This is a genomic window from Sphingomonas sp. MMS12-HWE2-04, assembly GCF_044881185.1.
GTDB lineage: Bacteria > Pseudomonadota > Alphaproteobacteria > Sphingomonadales > Sphingomonadaceae > Sphingomonas.
On the sequence record NZ_CP173254.1, the window covers coordinates 1,083,319 to 1,100,109 of the forward strand.

Below are 16,791 nucleotides of genomic sequence, written 5' to 3' on the forward strand. Positions count from 1 at the left end.
GGCTTGCCATGACCCACGCCCGATGACTGCCGCCGAACGGATCGAGCGCCGCACGCGCGTGATCGAGGGCGTTGCGCCGGACGCGATCCCGTATGACGAGCTGATGGCGGCCCAGCTGCCGACCATCCTGCGCGGCGTCGCGCGCGATTGGCCGTTGGTGCGCGCCGGGTTGCGATCGGCAGAAGACGCGATCGCGCAGATCGAACGTTTCGATGTCGAACGGCCCGTGGTCTGCTTCACCGGCGCGCCGGAGATCGGCGGGCGCTTTTTCTACAATGACGAGGTCAGCGGCTTCAATTTCGAAGGCGCGCGGGTGGGGCTCAAGGAAACGCTGGCGCGCGTCGCGACGCATCTCGCCGATGCCGATCCGCCGTCCTTCTATATCGGCTCGACCGACCTCGATCTTTATCTGCCCGGCTTCCGCGCCGAGAATGATCTCGCGCTCAACCATCCGATGTTCACGGCCAATCCGCCGCTTGCGAGCATCTGGATCGGCAACCGCACCACCGCGACCGCGCATTACGACATGTCGCATAATCTTGCGGTCTGCGCGGTGGGGCGGCGGCGGTTCACGCTGTTCCCGCCCGACCAGGTGGCGAACCTCTATCCTGGCCCGCTGGAGCCGACGCCGGGCGGGCAGGTGGTGAGCATGGTGGATTTCGCCGCGCCCGATTTCGGAGCGCATCCGGACTTCCGCCAGGCGATCGCCAGCGCCGAAGTCGCCGAGCTCGAGCCTGGCGACCTGCTATTCTACCCGGCCTTGTGGTGGCACCATGTCGAGGCGCTAGCCCCGTTCAACGTGCTGGTGAATTATTGGTGGAACACGTCGCCGGCGTTCATGGATACGCCGCAAAACACGCTGCTCCATGCGTTGTTGAGCCTGCGCGATCGACCGGCGCCCGAGAAGGAGGCGTGGCGGGCACTGTTCGACTATTATGTGTTCGGGCCTGCCGATCGGGCGGGCGCCCATCTGCCCGAGCACGCGCGCGGGGCGCTGGGCACGCTCGACGAAATGGCTGCCCGGCGGCTGCGCGGGCTGCTGCTCCAGAAGCTCAATCGCTAAAGGCCGGCGCCACCCCGGCTCGGGGTGGCGCGCCTGGGATCATTGCTCTGCAGGCTGTGTATCGTTCGCGGTTTCATCGCGCGAAACGCGCGCGGTCATGCCCGTCGCGTCGGCATCTTCCTGGGTCTGCTGGTCCGGGGTGATGACGTGCGGCGGAACCGGGGGCTGTGCCTCGGCCTCGGCGTTGTCGATCTGCGGCGCGGCGGGCGCCTCGGTCGGAAGCGGGGTCATGTTGACCGGTTCGGTGACCGTCTCGACGGTCGAGTTCGCTTCGGGCTGCTCTTCCTTGTCGCCGCCGCCGGAGCACGACGCGAGCGCAAGGCTGCCAGCGGCCAGGGCGGCGAAAAGAGCGATACGCTTGGTGTTCATGGTGTCTCCTTGTTTCAGCGTGCGGCGACGGCGGTGATCGCCGAGCGGCGCTCGATCTTGGCCGCGAGCGTCTTGTCCCAGCCATAGGGGTCGCCACGGAAGTTCATCGTGCCGTTCGCGTTGGCGAACGCGGTCCAGTAGAGCAGATAGACCGAGACCTGGTCCTGCGGCTGGAGCTGGACGCGCTGCGTCTTGGCCGTGGCCAGCGCGGCGTTGATCTCTTCGGGCTGCCACTTCGGATCGTTGCGGAACAGCAATTCGGCGAGTGCGCCGGGCTTTTCGAGCCGGACGCAGCCATGGCTGTCGAGCCGGTCGAAGCTGGCGAACCGCGCCTGCGCCGGGGTGTCGTGCAGATACACCGCATAGGGATTGTCGAAGTCGAACTTGTAGCGGCCGAGCGCGCTCTTCGGGCCCGGCTGCTGCTGGATGCGGCGGCCCGCGCCGGTGCCGATGATCTTGTAGTTGTTGCGCGCGAGATAGGCCGCGCCCTTGGGGAACAGCTCCTTGGCGGCGATGCCGGCGGGCACGTTCCACGGCGGATTGAGCACCACCGAATGGATGCGCGACTGGAGCATCGGCGTTTCGTTGCCCGGGCGCCCGGTGACGGCCTTCATCGAGGCGATCGCCTGGTCGCCTTCGAACACGGTGAGCACTGCGGCGGCGATGTTGACCTGGATCCGCTTGGCGGGGAGCTCGGCGGGCAGCCAGCGCCAGCGCTCCATGTTCGCCATGATCTGGCGGACGCGGTCGCTGGCCGGGACGTTCAGCGCGGCGAGCGTCTGGGTCGAGACCGTGCCGGTGGGGTTGAGGCCGTAGCGGCGCTGGGCACGCTGGACTGCCTGCTGGAGATCGGCGTCGAACTTGGTGCCTTCGACGGCGACTTCGGAATCCTCGACCGCAAGCCGCTTGCGCAGCGCGGCGACGCGGGGGCCGCTGGCGCCTAGCCCAAGATCGGGGCCGGCCGCCAGCGTCTGCCAGCCGCCATTGGCCTCGATCTTGCGATAGTTCGCCAGGCCCTTCTGCAGATTGTCATAGCCCGAATAGGGCGGCGGCAGCGAGCGGAACCAGGCGGCGATGCGATCGCGCTTCACCGCATCGGTGAAGGCGGGCAGGGGGTCATAGGCGGCAGGGCGAAGGCCCCAATCCTGCTGGAAGTCGCTGGTATCGAGCCGGCCGGCGTGCACCGCACGGGCATAATCGAGCAGCGCGCGGACCAGGCCGTCATTGTCCGGCGGGAGCAGGCCGCCGGTGCCGTCGTGGCGCAGGCCCTGCGCGAAACCCGCATCGACGAGGATCTTGCGAACCTGCGCGGTCTGGCTGTCGCTGAGCGTGGGAAGCGGCAGCAGCTGGACGGGGGCGGGCGGCACGATCTGCTGGACGGTGCCGGGCACCGCTACGGTCGGCACCTGTTGCGCCGCGGCCGCGCCGCCGAGCAGCGCGACCATCGTCGCGAGCGCCGTACCGTGCCGAACATTGCGGCTAAAAGACCGTCGCCAAATCACACGCTTCACTCCTGCCGATCCTCCGGTTCGCCCCCCGGCGCCTTGAATCTGCTCCCTGAATAGGGAGTTCGTACTGCAAGTGCGAGGGAGGAATGAACAGAATTTGGGCCGCTTGACATTGGTGCCGCGCTCGCAGAGCGTTCGGCCCGACAACGCTGGCGGAAAACGCGCGGCGGGCGGCCTCGTGCCGCGAGGAATTGAGTCAGGGAGAGACGGGTTGGCAAGCGCACGTTCGACGCAAACCACGTTGGCATTCGCCGCGGTGACGACATTGTTCTTCGCCTGGGGCTTCATCACCTCGCTGGTCGACCCGCTGGTCGCCGCGGTGAAGGGCGTGTTCACGCTCACCAACCTGCAGGCGCAGGCGAGCGCGTTCGCCTTCTTCTTCGCCTATTTCGTCGTGTCGTTCCCCGCCGCTGCGCTCGTCGCGCGGCTCAAGGCCGTGCCCTCGATCCTCGTCGCGCTGTGCACGATGATCGCAGGCTGCCTGCTGATGCTGCTCGCGGCGAATAGCGCCAATTATTGGTTCGTGCTGCTCGGGCTGTTCGTGATGGCGAGCGGGATCACGATCCTGCAGGTCGCAGCCAACCCGCTTGCCGCGGCGCTGGGCGATCCGCGGTACAGCCATTTGCGGCTGACGCTCAGCCAGACGTTCAACTCGGTCGGCACGTTCCTCGGCCCGCTGCTCGGCGCGCATCTGTTCCTCAAGGGCGTCGAAGTGAAGCAGGGCATGGTCGTCACCGAGGCGGTCCGTGCCGAGGCGCTGGCGGGGATCGATTCGGCCTATTTCTGGCTTTGCGGACTGATCGCCGCGCTGGCGCTGTTCTTCTGGGTGAGCCGCCGCGTCGTCACCGACGCCGCGCCGCCACCCGCCTCGACTGCCGGTTTGTTCTCGGCCTTCTCGTCCAAATGGGCGCTGCTCGGCGGCCTCGCGATCTTCCTCTACGTCGGCGCCGAAGTGTCGATCGGCACGCAGATGGCGCTGTTCCTCAACGACAATAGCGTGTGGGGCCATTCCGACGCGGCGTTCAACGTGCCGCTGCTCGGCTATCTGATGGGCAGCGACGGGATCCCCGGCGTGTCGCTGCAGGAAGCCGGCAAGGCGGTTGCCTTCTATTGGGGCGGCGCGATGGTCGGCCGCGCGGTTGGATCGGTGCTGCTAGCCCGCTTCCCGGCGCCGGCACTGCTCGCGTTGTTCACGGCAATCGCCGCGGCGATGTGCCTCTATGTCTTCGCGGTCGGCGGGGTCTCGGCCGGGTTCGTCGCGCTGGCGATCGGGCTGTTCAATTCGATCATGTTCCCGGTGATCTTCACGCTGACGCTCGAGCGTTCGACCGCCAGCCAGGAATCGACCTCGGGGCTGCTGTGCACCGCGATCGTTGGCGGCGCGGTGCTGCCGCTCGCGGTGGGCAAGGTCGCCGATCTGCACGGCTATGCGTTCGCACTGATCGTGCCCGCGCTTTGCTACGCCGTGCTGTGCGGCTTCGCGATCGCCGCGGGCAAGGCGCGGGTCGTCCGCGCCGAGGGCGACCTCGCCTCGATCCATTAAAGGGGACCTTCGATGCGCATGCTGTGGCGCGGCCTTATCCTGGCCGCTTCGGGACTGAGCGCGCTTCCGGCGGCGGCGCAGGACCTGGAACTGGTGTCGCCCGACGGCACCAACCGGATCGCCCTCCAGCTGAGCGCCGCGGGAAGCCCGGTCTATACCGTTGCGCGCCGCGGCGCAGCAGTCCTCGCGCCGTCGCCGATCGCGCTCGACCTCGACAGCGACACGATCGGCGCCAAGCTGGCGCTCCTCGGTTCGGAACGGACCAGCGCCGACACGCGCTATCCGATCGTCGTCGGCAAGGCGTCCGAAGGCCGCGACCATTACAACCAACTTGTCGTCCATTATCAGGAAGAGGCCGGTCAGCGCCGCAAGCTGGACCTGGTGCTGCGCGCCTATGACGACGGCGTCGCCTTCCGCACGCTGATCCCGGTGCAAAAGGCCACCGAAGCGGCGATCGTCCGCTTCGAGCGCACGGGCTTCTATTTCCCCCAGGCGTATAAATGCTGGGGGTTCAACGTCGGCAAGTTCGGATCGAGCCATGAAGGCGAATTCGATCCCGTCGATACCACGCGGACGCGCGAGCATAATCTGTTCGACCTGCCGTTCGTCTGCGAGACCGGCAAGGCCGCCTTCGCGCTTGCCGAAGCCGACCTGCTCGACTTCGCCGGGATGTACCTGACCGGGCGCGGCGATGGCGGGTTGGGGCTGCAGCTGAAACTTTCGCCTACTCTCGATGATCCGCGCATTGCGGTGCACAGCCGCGTCGGCAGCCCGATCGTCACGCCGTGGCGCGTGGTGATGCTCGCCGACCAGGCCGGGCAGCTCCAGCAATCGACCTTGCTGACCAGCCTTTCGACCCCGAGCCGCATCGAGGACACGCGCTGGATCAAGCCGGGCATCGCCAGCTGGGACTGGTGGAACGGACCCGTGATCGCCAAGCTGCCGGGGCAGCGGAGCACCACGGCGGTGGCCAAGGCTTTCATCGACTTCTCTGCCGCGAACGGCTTCCCCTATGCGATGATCGACGAGGGCTGGTATGCCGGCGCCGGGGGCGGCGGGGTGCGCCGGCCGGGCGTCGACGTCACCAAATGGTCCGACACGATCAATCTCCAGGAAGTCGTCGATTACGCGAGGTCGAAAAAGGTGCGGCTGTGGCTGTGGACGCACTGGCAGGCGCTCGACGAGCAGATGGAGGATGCACTCGCGCTCTATGAGAAGCTGGGCATCGCCGGGATCAAGGTCGACTTCATGGACCGCGACGACCAGTGGATGGTCAATTGGTATTCCAAGCTGCTCGGCGCGGCGGCGCGGCACCATCTGATGGTCGACCTGCACGGCGCCTTTCCACCGCGCGGCCTGACGCGGACCTGGCCCAATTTCGTGACGCAGGAAGGCGTGATGGGCGCCGAGTACAACAAATGGAGCCAGCGGGTGACCGCGCGCCACAATGTGACGCTCGCCTTCACGCGCGGGCTGCTCGGGCCGATGGACTATACGCCGGGCGGATTCCGCAACGTGGCGCCCGCCGACTTCCGCATCCGCAACGACTTGCCTTTCGTGCAGACGACGCGGGCGCACGGGCTTTCGATGTATGTCGTCTTCCTTTCGCCGCTGGGCAGCGTCGCCGACAGCCCGGATAGCTATGCGGCAAGCCCGGCGGGATTCGACTTCGTCAAGGCAGTGCCGGCGAGCTGGGACGAGACGCGCTACCTTGCGGGGGAGACCGGCGAATATATCGTGCTCGCCCGGCGCAAGGGTCACGACTGGTATCTCGGCGCAATGAACGGCGAGACGGCGCGGACCGTTCGCGTGCCACTCGATTTCCTCGGTACCAGGCCTGCCAACGCGCGGATCTGGACCGATGGCGCCCAGGCCGACGCAGTCGACCTTGCCACGCGGACGCTGGCCGCGGGCGATACGCTCGAACTTCCACTCGCGGCATCGGGCGGCGCGGTGGCGATATTCTCGGACAAATGAGACCTTCCCTCTTCGCCCGAAGCCGCTAAGCTAGGCCTCGACGCGGGCAATCCGCGCGGGTGCGGAGAGAGCGATGGGGATCACGATCCGGGATGCGAGCGTGGCGCTGGGCGCGATGCTGTGCACCTGCGCCTTGGGCGCACTGGCCCAGACGCAGCAGCGGCTCGGCCCGGCGGTGTGGGCTTGGGACAAGCTCGCAGTCGAGAAGACCCAGATCGGCGCGATCCGCACGCTCGTCCGCCAACCCACCGCGACGCTCGACGAGCTCGAGATGCACGTCACCACGCTCAATCCCGGCCTGTCGTCGCATCCGCCGCACCAACATCCCAATGAGGAGTTGGTGATCCTCGATAGCGGCACGGTCGAGACGCTTTCTGCCGGCGCCCGGCATCGGCTTGGTCCCGGATCGGTGATCTTCAATGCTTCCAACGCGCCGCATGCGTTGCGCAATGTCGGCGACACGCCCGCCACCTATCACGTCATCAACTGGAAGACTGCCGCCACGCCCAGCAATTGAGGAGAGATGATGGACCGCCGTTCGATACTCGCCGGAGCCGGGCTTGCCGGCATGACTTCGATCCTGCCGCCCGAGCTGCTCGCCCAGTCGCAAAGCGCAGGCAATGCCGTGGCCGAGAATGCCGCACCGAGCGGGCCCGAGCCGGGCGTTACCCATCGGATCGGCTTCGGCGTGGTCGGGCTCGACCATGCGCATATCTATTCGATGACCGACGCAATGATCCGTGGCGGCGGCACGCTCAAGGCGTTCTACGCGACCGATCCCAAGCAGATCGAGACGTTCCGCAAGCGCTATGGCAGCGATGTCAAGCTGGCGCGGAGCGAGGACGAGGTTCTTTCCGACAAGACGATTTAGGCCGTGGCCGGGGCGCCGATCCCGGATCTGCGCGCGCCGCTGGGGGTGCGGGTGATGCGCGCCGGCAAGGACTATCTGGGCGACAAGCCCTCGATCACGTCGCTGGCGCAATTGGCCGAGGTGCGGCGGACGGTCGCGGAGACCAAGCGCAAGTTCGCGATCATGTATTCAGAGCGGCTCGAGGTGCGCGCCGCGGTGCATGCCGGTGACCTCGTCCAGCAGGGGCAGATCGGCAAGGTCATCCAGACGGTCAACCTCGCGCCGCACCGCGTGGGCCCCGGGCGGCCCGACTGGTTCTGGGACAAGGCGCGCTATGGCGGCATCCTCACCGATATCGGCAGCCACCAGGCCGACCAGTTCCTGTTCTACACCGGATCGAAGCGCGCGCAGGTCGTCGCCTCGCAGACCGGCAACCTCAATTGGAAGGACAAGCCCAAGTTCGAGGATTTCGGCGACATGGTCGCCACCGGCGATGGCGGCACCGGCTATATCCGGGTCGACTGGTTCACCCCCGACGGACTGCCGACCTGGGGCGACGGGCGGCTCTTCATCCTGGGCACCGAGGGCTATATCGAACTGCGCAAATATGTGGACATCGCCGGTCGGCCGGGCGGCAACCACCTGCTGATCTGCGACAAGAAGGGCGTGCGCTATATCGATTGCTCGAAGGTGCATCTGCCGTTCGGGCCGCAGTTCGTCGCCGACATCGTCGAGCGGACCAGCGTGGCGCAGGACCAGGAACAGGCGCTGCTCGCCGCCGAACTGGTGCTGACCGCGCAGAAGAACGCCAAGCCGCCGGTGCTGGCATGAGCGGGGTTTCGCGCAGGGCGGCGCTGCGGGGCGCCGCGGCGCTGGCGGCGCCGATGATCGTTCCCGCCAGTGTGTTCGGCAAGAATGCGCCGTCGAACCGAGTGACGGTGGGCGCGATCGGCGTGGGGCGGATCAGCCGCGGGCATGACATGAAGGAAGTGCACCGCCACGCCGATGCGCAGATCGTCGCGGTGTGCGATGTCGATACCAAGCGGCTGGGCGCGGGGATGCAGCTGGTCGACAGCCGCTATGCCGCCAGCACCGGCAAGGACTATTCGGGCACGCGCGGCTATACCGATTATCGCGAGCTCCTTGCCGCCAAGGACATCGACGCGGTGCTGGTCTCGACTCCCGACCATCAGCACGCGCCGCTGGCGGTCCGCGCGGTGCAGGCGGGCAAGCATGTCTATCTCCAGAAGCCCGCGGCGCTGACCATCGCCGAGGGGCGGAAGATGGCCGATGCCGTCAAGGCTTCGGGGCGCATTCTTCAGATCGGATCGCAGCAGCGCGGGCAGGAGCCCTGGCCGCAATTCCACCGCGCCTGCGAACTGGTGCGCAACGGGCGGGTCGGCAAGCTGAGGCATGTCGAGATCGGGCTGCCGGGCGATCCCGCCGGGCCCGAGGCGCCGGCGATGCCGATCCCGCGCAACCTCGATTACGACGCGTGGCTCGGCACGACTCCCGAGGTCTATTACACCGAGACGCGGGTCCATTCGCAGACGAGCTTCGAAGACCGGCCGGGATGGCTGCGCTGCGAGCAGTTCGGCGCGGGGATGATCACCGGCTGGGGATCGCACCATGTCGACATCGCCCATTGGGGTATGGACATGGAGCATTCCGGCCCGGTCGAGATTTGGGGCAGCGCCGAGTTTCCCAAGAGCGGGCTGTGGGACGTGCACGGGCCGTTCGAGACGCATGCGCGCTATGCCAATGGCGTGACGATGACGATCTCGGGTGCGCTGGCCAATGGCGTGAAGTTCATCGGCGACAAGGGCTGGATCTTCGTCACGCGGACGGGGCAGGTGTCGGCCTCCGACCCCTCCAAGGCCAGTGACATTCCGCTGGTGGCGAGCGATCCCAAGATCCTCGACAGCGTGATCGGGCCCGAGGAAGTGCGGCTCTACAAGGCGCCCGAGCAGCACCGCAACTGGCTCGACGCGATCCTGAAGGGCGTGCCGGTGAGCGCACCTGCCGAGATCGGCTACCGGGCCTGCTCGACCTGCCTGCTCCACCATATCGCGATGAAGACCGGGCGGCGGATCAGATGGGATCCCAAGGCCGAGCGTATCCTCGGTGACGACGCGGCGAACGCGATGTTGCGCCGGCCGCAGCGGGCGAAATACGCGGTCTAGCCCCTGGTCCGGAGGCGGCTTAGAGCGGCGCGCTAATCAAGGAGGCGCGTATGATCCGGACGGGACTGATCGGCTATGGGCTCGGCGGATCGGCGTTCCATGCGCCGCTGATCGAGGCAGTGCCTGGGCTTGCGCTGGCCGCAGTGGTCTCTTCGCGGGGCGAGCAGGTCCAGGCGGCGCATCCGGGGGCGGCGGTGCTCAGCGATCCGCAAGCGCTGTTTGCCGATCCGGACATCGATCTGGTGGTGATCTCGACGCCCAACGATACGCATGTGCCGCTGGCCGAGGCGGCGCTGCGCGCGGGCAAGCATGTCGTGCTCGACAAGCCGCTCAGCCCGCGTCCCGAACAAGGCGAGGCGCTGATCGCGCTGGCGCGGGCGCAGGGGCGGCTGCTCAGCGTGTTCCACAATCGGCGCTGGGACGGCGATTTCCTGACCGTGCAGCGGCTGATCGGCGACGGCCGGCTGGGCGACGTGATGCTCTACGAGGCGCGGTGGGACCGGTTTCGCCCGGCGATCAAGCCCGGCTGGCGCGAAGAGCCGGGCGACGGCGCCGGGCTGTTCCTCGACCTGGGGCCGCATCTGATCGACCAGGCGCTCCAGCTGTTCGGAAGGCCCGAGGCCGTAAGCGCCGATATCGTGGCACAGCGCGCGGCGGCGAGGGTCGACGATTATTTCGAAGTAACGCTGCATTATGGCGCGCGGCGGGCGATCCTGTCGGCGGCGTCGCTGGTCGTAGCGAACCGGCCGCGTTTCGCGGTCCACGGCAGCGGGGGCAGCTTCGTCAAGTTCGGGCTCGACCCGCAGGAGGCGGCGCTGCGTGCGGGCGCGCGCGCCGACGATCCGCGGCACGGGCTCGACGATCCGGCGCATCATGGCGTGTTTACCGATGCCGACGGCACGCGAGAGGCGATCGAGACCGAGCGCGGGGACTATCGCCGCTTCTATGCCGGCGTCGCCGCGGCGATCGCGGGCGGCGCGCCGGTCCCGGTCGATCCGGCGGACGCCGTGCTCGGGCTGCGCCTGATTGCGCTCGCCCGGCAGAGCGCGGCCGAGGGGCGACGGCTGACGGTGTGAGCCGGCGCGCCTCGGGAATGCGCTACTGGCCGCTCAGGGGCGCCAGCCGACGGGCAGGGTACGCGCGGCGAGCTTGACGCTCACCGTGCCGACAATGTCGCGCGAAGAGTGGCCGAGCAGCACCTTGTAGGTGCCCGGCGCGATCTTCCAGCTCTTGCTTGCCTTGTCGAAGGTGGCAAGCAGACGCGGATCGACGCTGAGCGTCACCTTGGTCGAAGCGCCGGGTGCGAGATTGACCTTCTGAAAGCCGCCGAGCCGCTTGGGGGCTTCCCAGCCTGCGCCCGAGACATAGACCTGGGCGACATCCTTGCCGCGGACGGCGCCGGTGTTGCGCACGCTGAAGGTCACGCTGATCGTGCCCCCGGCGGGCTTCGCGGCGAGGCCCGAATAGGCGAAGCTGGTATAGGACAGGCCATAGCCGAAGGGGAAGGCGGGCGCATCGCCCTTGGCATCATACCATTTGTAGCCGACGGTCGCGCCTTCGGCATAGGTCGTGTCGCCGGCATTGGGTTCGGCGGGCTTGGGAAGTTGGGCGACGCTCCGCGGGAAGCTCGCGGGGAGATGGCCGGAGGGATTGGCCTTGCCGAACAGCAGATTGGCGATTGCCTCACCGCCTGCCGTGCCGGGGTACCAGGCCTCGAGCAGCCCGGCGACCTTGCCCGACCAGGGGGTGAGCACCGGGCCACCGGTTTCGAGCACGACGACGGTCTTGGGATTGGCGCCGGCGACGGCTTCGATCAGCGCGTCCTGACCGTCGGCGAGCGCCAGGGGCACGTCGAACGATTCCCCGGCCCATTGCGTGGCGAAGACGATCGCGACATCGGCCTGGCGCGCCGCGGCGGCCGCCGCCGCGCGATCCTTGCCGTCAACGAAGCGGAGATCGGCGCCGGGCGCCTCGCGGCGGATCGCGTCCAACGGGGCATTGGGATAATACATGATCGGGCCCGGCCAGGTCTTGGGCTCGGTGTTGGGCACGGCATTGCCGCCGACCGGATAGACCAGCGACGAGCCGCCGCCGGCTAGCACGCCCTTATCGGCATGCCCGCCGATCACGACAATCTTGCGCACCGACGGCGTGAGCGGAAGAACCGCGCCCTCGTTCTTGAGCAGCACGGCGCCGTCCTCGGCACCGCGGCGCGTCACCCAGGCGTGGAACTCCAGTATCTCCTTCGGCAGATCCATCGGCGCGGCAGTCACCGGCTTTTCGAACAGGCCGTTTTCGAACATCGCATGCAGGATCGCGCCCGCCATCGCGTCCAGCCGGGCGCGGGGCACTTCGCCCTTGCCGATCGCCGACTTGAGCGGCGCCCCGAAGAACGGCTCCTTGTCGAAGGGCCAGCCCAATTCCTGATCGAGTCCGGCATTGGCGGCGGCGACGGTGGAATGGGTCGCCCCCCAATCCGACATCACAAAGCCCTTGAAGCCCCAATCCTTGCGGAGGACTTCGTTCAGCAGCCAGGGATTCTCGCAGGCATAGATGCCGTTAACGTGGTTATAGCTGCACATCACCGAACCGGGATTGCCGCGCTCGATGGCGAACTGGAAGGCAAGTAGGTCCGAGCTGCGCGCGGCGACCGGATCGATGACCGAATTGCCGGTGTCGCGATCGGTCTCCTGGTCGTTGATCGCGTAATGCTTGACCGTCGAGATGACCGGATTGGACTGGATGCCGGCGATCTGCGCGCCGACCATCGTGCCGGCAAGCAACGGATCCTCGCCGCCATATTCGAAGTTCCGGCCGTTGCGGGGATCGCGCATGAGATTGACGCCGCCCGCGAGCATCACGTTGAAACCCGAAGCATAGGCCTCGGATCCGATCATCGCGCCGCTGCGATATGCCAAGGTGGGATCCCAGGTGGCGGCGGTGGCCAGCCCGGAGGGAAGCGCCGTGCGTCCGCGCTTGCGTTCGGCACCGCCCTGGGTCGCGACGCCGACGCCGGCATCGGTCTGCCACTGCGCCGGAATGCCCAGACGCGGGATCGCGGGAACATAGCCGGCGGAGCCGGGGCGCGCCTCGGCCGGGGCCTTGAAAGTCTTGGGCGGAAAATCGGTGCCGAAATAGCCGAAAACGAGCGTGAGCTTCTCTTCCTCGGTCATCTGGGCGAGGACCGCCTTGGTTCGCACATCAGGAGAGAGCTTCGCGTTCATCCAGGGCCGGGCGGGCGCGGTTTGTGCGGATGCGGGCGCTGTCGCGAGGCAGAGCGCTAGTGCGCCGAGCGGCGCCGCGAGTGCGCGGTGGCGGCGGATTTTCATCTTTGCTCTCCCGAGGATTATGTCAGCGTTGTCAACGTCACCATGTTATACAGGCTTCGCAACCGAGCTGCCAGTGGTAGCGTTATCCCGTTCTGTGGCGCTCAACGTGCTGCCGGTGCGGCCTTCATGCCGCGATTGTAATCCACTTGCTGTGCCCGTTGGTATAATTGAAATATCACTACGGTTTTTTCCCGTAGGTTTCCCTCCTGTTGCTTTGGGATAGGTCGTTGCGCGACGCGCTTGGGGGAGTGCGTCGTGCGGGAGGATTGGGATCGATGCTGGCCGCCTTGACGGTTACCTGGGCGAATACGAGCAGCGTAGATGCGGTGCCGTGGTTGGGCGTGGCCGAGCACGCGGCGCTTGCGCTCGCGTTTTTCTCGATGTCGCTGGCGCTCACTTTGGTGGTGTATCGTCGCAACGATCTTTATTTCGGGCGAACATTCCTGTGCCTGAAGCTATTCCTGCTCGCCTGCGCGGTGAGCGCGGGATTGGCGATCGCGGCGCCCTGGTATCCGCTGACCAAAGCTGCCGCCGTCGTCGACGCGCTGGCGGCGCTGTGTGGGATTGGCGCAGCGGTGATCCTATGGCGGCTGCTGCCCAAAGCGCTGAGCATCCCGTCACCAGAAAGGCTTCAGGCGACCAATGCCGAATTGTCCGCTTTGATCGCACAGCGCGACGCCGCTCTGGCTGAGCTTCGCGGGCAAGTGGCCGAGCGTGAATTCGCCGATGCGAAGCGCGAAGAAGCCGAAGCGGCGCTGGTGCAATCGCAAAAGCTGGAGGCGGTCGGCCAGCTGACGGGTGGGATCGCGCACGATTTCAACAATCTCCTACAGGCGGTTGCCGGCAATCTCGAACTCATCGCCCACAAGCCGCACGACCTCGACAAGGTGGTTGGCTGGAGCGCGAGCGCGCTCGACGCGGTCCAGCGCGGCCGCGCGGTGACCGGGCAATTGCTCGCCTTCTCGCGCAAACAGCGACTCGAGGTTACCTCGGTGCGGCTCACCGAACTGGTCGGCGGGGTAAAGGACCTGATCGAAAAGGCAGTGGCACCGCTTGTCCAGGTGCGCATGGAGCCCATCGATGCTGGCTGGAATGTCGACGCCGATCCGCTCCAGCTCGAACTCGCGATCCTGAGCGTCGCAGTCAACGCACGCGACGCCATGCCGAACGGCGGGGAAGTTACTCTCGCGGCGGAGAAGCGGACTGGTCTCGTCTCGCCCGATCTGCCTGCAGGCGACTATATTGCCTTGACGATCAGCGACACGGGCACAGGCATGTCGCCCGAGGTGGCAGCGCGCGCAGTCGAACCGTTCTTCACAACCAAGGAGGCAGGCAAGGGCGCGGGCATGGGCCTTTCGATGGCATTCGGGATCATGCGCCAGTCGGGCGGGGCGCTGATGATCGCGAGTGAGGAGGGCGCGGGCACCGCCGTGACGCTCCTGTTGCGCGTCGCCAAGGCCGAGCCGCGGCGCGCTGCAGTCGATGACGGCGAGCGAGACGTTCGATTCGATCTGCGCGGTTGCACCGTATTGCTGGTGGAAGACGACTTGCAAGTGCGCGCGACGCTGGCGGAGACCCTGCGTAATGCGGGCGCTGAACTGCACGAGGCGGCCAGCGGCCCCGAAGCGATGGACATGATTTGCACGGCAAAGCCGCATCTGCTCATCGTCGACCTCGCCATGCCCGGCATGAACGGAACCGAATTGGCGGAGCGCGCCAGGGCGAAGGACCCCCGGCTACCCGTGCTCGTAGTCACCGGCCTTGCTGACGCGACGACGCGCGAGCGGTTGCATGCGATCGACGTCGAACTGCTGCTCAAGCCGTTCGACGGGCACGACTTGCTCCGCCGCGTCGATATGCTCAAGCAGCGCCGCGCCTTAGGGTAGCGCGTTCCGCAATTCTTCGAGCCACGCCGTTGCGACGCTGTCCGACGGCGCGCGCCAGTCGCCGCGTGGGCTGAGTGCGCCGCCGGCCGAGACCTTGGGACCGTTGGGCATCGCCGAACGCTTGAACTGGCTGGTCTGGAAGAAGCGAAACAGGAATTCCTCGAGCCATTTGGCGATCGTCGGCAGGTCGTATTGGTTGCGCCCCGCGACCGGGAAATCGATCGGCCAAAGCCCGGCCTCGGCGTCGCGCCAGGCATGCCAGGCAAGAAAGGCGATCTTCGAGGGCCGCAGCCCATGGCGGATCGTATAGTGCAGGAAGAAATCGTGCAGCTCATAGGGGCCGATCCGATCCTGCGTGCTCTGGATCTTGCCTTCGGCATCGGCGGGGACGAGCTCGGGCGAAATCTCGGTATCCAGGATCGCGGTAAGCACATTCGCCGCCTCGCCGCTGAACTGGCCGGTCTTGAGCGTCCAGCGGATCAGATACTGGATCAGCGTCTTTGGGACGCCGGCATTGACGCCGTAATGGCTCATCTGGTCGCCGACGCCATAGGTGCACCAGCCCAGGCCGAGCTCGGACAAGTCGCCGGTGCCAATGACGAAGCCGGCACGCTGGTTGGCGAGGCGGAATAGGTAATCGGTGCGCAGACCCGCCTGGACGTTCTCGAAGGTCACGTCATACACCGGCTCGCCCTCGGCGAAGGGGTGGCCGAGATCCTCGAGCATCTGGCGCGCGGCGGGGCGGATGTCGATCTCCTCCCCGGTGACGCCGAGCGCGCGCATCAGCGCCCAGGCATTGGCCTTGGTGTCGTCGCCGGTGGCGAATCCGGGCATGGTGAAGCCGAGAATTTCCGAGCGCGACCGGCCGAGTCGGTCCATCGCACGACACGCCACGATCAGCGCATGGGTCGAATCGAGCCCTCCCGACACGCCGATGACCAGATGCTTCGCGCCGGTCGCGTCGATGCGCTTGCGCAGGCCTTCGACCTGGATGTTGAACGCCTCGTAACAATCCTCTTCGAGCCGCGCGGGCGTGTTGGGGACGAAGGGAAAGCGGCGCAGGCGGCGGATCAGTCCGCGATCGGCGTCATCGGGCTGGTGCTCGAAGGCGATGCGACGGAAGCGCGTCTCGGGGTGGCCGGCGGCGCGGGCATTGTCGTGAAACGTGCCGTTGCGCATCCGTTCGAGCCGGAGGCGTTCGAGATCGATATCGGCATGGACGATCTCGGTGGTCAGCTCGAAACGTTCGGAGGCGGCGAGCAGTTCGCCAAGCTCATAAATCAGGCCCTGGCCATCCCAGGCGAGATCGGTGGTGCTCTCGCCAGGCCCCGAGGCGGAATAGAGATAGGCCGAGAGCGTGCGCGCCGATTGCGCGGCGCACAGCAGTTCGCGCTCGCGGCCCTTGCCGATGACGATGTTCGACGCCGACAGGTTGCACAGCACCAGCGCGCCGGCGAGTGCGCCTTCGGTGGAGGGCGGAGTGGGCGCCCAATAATCCTCGCAAATCTCGATATGGAAGACGAAGTCCTCGAGGTCGCTGGCGGCGAAGACCAGGTCGGTGCCGAAGGGCACAGTCTGGCCGGCGATGTCGATGGTCAGGCCGGTGAGGCCGATGCCCGAGGCGAACCAGCGCTTCTCATAATATTCGCGGTAATTGGGGAGATATTGCTTGGGCACGACGCCGAGGATGCGGCCGCGCGCGATCGCCAGCGCGCAATTGTAAAGCCTACCATTGCGGCGCAGCGCCGCGCCGACGAGCAGCACCGGTCGCAGCGCGCGGCTCGCCTCGACGATCGCGGCGATGCCCGCCTCGGTGGCGTCGACGATCGTGTCCTGCAGATGGAGGTCGTCGACCGCGTAGCTGGTGATGCTCAGTTCAGGGAAGACGAGCAGGTCGGCACCGGCAGCATCGCCCTGTTCGGCCAAGCCGATGATCGAGCGCGCATTCGCACCCGGATCGGCGACGCGGACGCTGGGCGTGCACACCCCGGCGCGCAGCATGCCCTGGCGATGGAGCGAGAAGAAAGGGTGGACTTGGCCATCACAATGCGTCCTCAAGCATACCGGGCCCGACGCGCAGGCA

The 16,791-nt window shown here is 67.0% G+C and carries 13 protein-coding genes; 9 read left to right on the plus strand and 4 right to left on the minus strand.

Annotated elements, in window-relative coordinates; translation table 11 throughout:
- The first annotated feature begins 22 nt into the window (after positions 1–22).
- The gene (locus tag AB2M62_RS04895) at positions 23–1,063 is read left to right on the plus strand and encodes a cupin-like domain-containing protein (protein WP_404338249.1); all 1,041 of its coding nucleotides are present in this window, start codon (positions 23–25) and stop codon (positions 1,061–1,063) included.
- A gap of 39 nt (positions 1,064–1,102) precedes the next feature.
- On the opposite strand, the gene AB2M62_RS04900 is transcribed toward AB2M62_RS04895, so the two are convergent.
- The gene (locus tag AB2M62_RS04900) at positions 1,103–1,432 is read right to left on the minus strand and encodes a hypothetical protein (RefSeq protein ID WP_404338250.1); all 330 of its coding nucleotides are present in this window, start codon (positions 1,430–1,432) and stop codon (positions 1,103–1,105) included.
- Positions 1,433–1,446: 14 nt separating this feature from the next.
- A complete protein-coding gene (locus tag AB2M62_RS04905; protein ID WP_404339809.1) occupies positions 1,447–2,877 on the minus strand; it encodes a murein L,D-transpeptidase in 1,431 nt (476 codons plus the stop codon).
- Between the two features lie 274 nt (positions 2,878–3,151).
- On the opposite strand from AB2M62_RS04905, the gene AB2M62_RS04910 reads away from it, so the two are divergent.
- The 7 genes from AB2M62_RS04910 (at position 3,152) to AB2M62_RS04940 (ending at position 10,569) form a co-directional block, all read left to right on the plus strand.
- Positions 3,152–4,483: an MFS transporter gene (locus tag AB2M62_RS04910; RefSeq protein WP_404338251.1), complete on the plus strand. Its 1,332-nt coding sequence runs from the start codon at positions 3,152–3,154 to the stop codon at positions 4,481–4,483.
- A 12-nt stretch (positions 4,484–4,495) separates the two neighbouring features.
- Positions 4,496–6,460 (plus strand): glycoside hydrolase family 97 protein, encoded by a 1,965-nt coding sequence (locus AB2M62_RS04915; protein WP_404338252.1) that lies wholly within the window; start codon positions 4,496–4,498, stop codon positions 6,458–6,460.
- Between the two features lie 73 nt (positions 6,461–6,533).
- Entirely contained in the window at positions 6,534–6,977 is a 444-nt protein-coding gene (locus tag AB2M62_RS04920) for a cupin domain-containing protein (protein WP_404338253.1), read from the plus strand.
- Between the two features lie 9 nt (positions 6,978–6,986).
- Positions 6,987–7,331 (plus strand): hypothetical protein, encoded by a 345-nt coding sequence (locus AB2M62_RS04925; protein ID WP_404338254.1) that lies wholly within the window; start codon positions 6,987–6,989, stop codon positions 7,329–7,331.
- 3 nt (positions 7,332–7,334) lie between these two features.
- Complete coding sequence (locus AB2M62_RS04930; RefSeq protein WP_404338255.1) at positions 7,335–8,141, plus strand: Gfo/Idh/MocA family protein; 807 nt, start codon at positions 7,335–7,337, stop codon at positions 8,139–8,141.
- Entirely contained in the window at positions 8,138–9,493 is a 1,356-nt protein-coding gene (locus AB2M62_RS04935; protein WP_404338256.1) for a Gfo/Idh/MocA family protein, read from the plus strand. Before AB2M62_RS04930 ends, AB2M62_RS04935 begins: the two co-directional genes overlap by 4 nt.
- 50 nt (positions 9,494–9,543) lie before the next feature.
- Entirely contained in the window at positions 9,544–10,569 is a 1,026-nt protein-coding gene (locus AB2M62_RS04940) for an oxidoreductase (RefSeq protein ID WP_404338257.1), read from the plus strand.
- A gap of 33 nt (positions 10,570–10,602) precedes the next feature.
- Here the strand turns inward: AB2M62_RS04940 and AB2M62_RS04945 are convergent, their stop codons facing one another.
- Positions 10,603–12,822, minus strand: a complete 2,220-nt coding sequence (locus AB2M62_RS04945) for a glycoside hydrolase family 3 C-terminal domain-containing protein (RefSeq protein WP_404338258.1) — start codon at positions 12,820–12,822, stop codon at positions 10,603–10,605.
- 275 nt (positions 12,823–13,097) lie between these two features.
- Between AB2M62_RS04945 and AB2M62_RS04950 the strand changes: the two genes are divergently transcribed.
- A complete protein-coding gene (locus AB2M62_RS04950) occupies positions 13,098–14,708 on the plus strand; it encodes a response regulator (protein ID WP_404338259.1) in 1,611 nt (536 codons plus the stop codon).
- Here the strand turns inward: AB2M62_RS04950 and AB2M62_RS04955 are convergent.
- On the minus strand, positions 14,700–16,709 hold the full coding sequence (locus AB2M62_RS04955; RefSeq protein ID WP_404339811.1) for an NAD(+) synthase: 2,010 nt from the start codon (positions 16,707–16,709) through the stop codon (positions 14,700–14,702). The two genes, AB2M62_RS04950 and AB2M62_RS04955, sit on opposite strands and share 9 nt — an antisense overlap.
- Positions 16,710–16,791: the final 82 nt, after the last annotated feature.

Coding starts and splice junctions, on each gene's coding strand:
- AB2M62_RS04955 (WP_404339811.1), bottom strand. CDS start 16,709: ATGCTGCGCGCCGGGGTGTGCACGCCCAGCGTCCGCGTCGCCGATCCG.
- AB2M62_RS04905 (WP_404339809.1), bottom strand. CDS start 2,877: ATGGTCGCGCTGCTCGGCGGCGCGGCCGCGGCGCAACAGGTGCCGACC.
- AB2M62_RS04895 (WP_404338249.1), top strand. CDS start 23: ATGACTGCCGCCGAACGGATCGAGCGCCGCACGCGCGTGATCGAGGGC.
- AB2M62_RS04915 (WP_404338252.1), top strand. CDS start 4,496: ATGCGCATGCTGTGGCGCGGCCTTATCCTGGCCGCTTCGGGACTGAGC.
- AB2M62_RS04945 (WP_404338258.1), bottom strand. CDS start 12,822: ATGAAAATCCGCCGCCACCGCGCACTCGCGGCGCCGCTCGGCGCACTA.
- AB2M62_RS04950 (WP_404338259.1), top strand. CDS start 13,098: ATGCTGGCCGCCTTGACGGTTACCTGGGCGAATACGAGCAGCGTAGAT.
- AB2M62_RS04900 (WP_404338250.1), bottom strand. CDS start 1,432: ATGAACACCAAGCGTATCGCTCTTTTCGCCGCCCTGGCCGCTGGCAGC.
- AB2M62_RS04920 (WP_404338253.1), top strand. CDS start 6,534: ATGGGGATCACGATCCGGGATGCGAGCGTGGCGCTGGGCGCGATGCTG.
- AB2M62_RS04935 (WP_404338256.1), top strand. CDS start 8,138: ATGAGCGGGGTTTCGCGCAGGGCGGCGCTGCGGGGCGCCGCGGCGCTG.
- AB2M62_RS04940 (WP_404338257.1), top strand. CDS start 9,544: ATGATCCGGACGGGACTGATCGGCTATGGGCTCGGCGGATCGGCGTTC.
- AB2M62_RS04925 (WP_404338254.1), top strand. CDS start 6,987: ATGGACCGCCGTTCGATACTCGCCGGAGCCGGGCTTGCCGGCATGACT.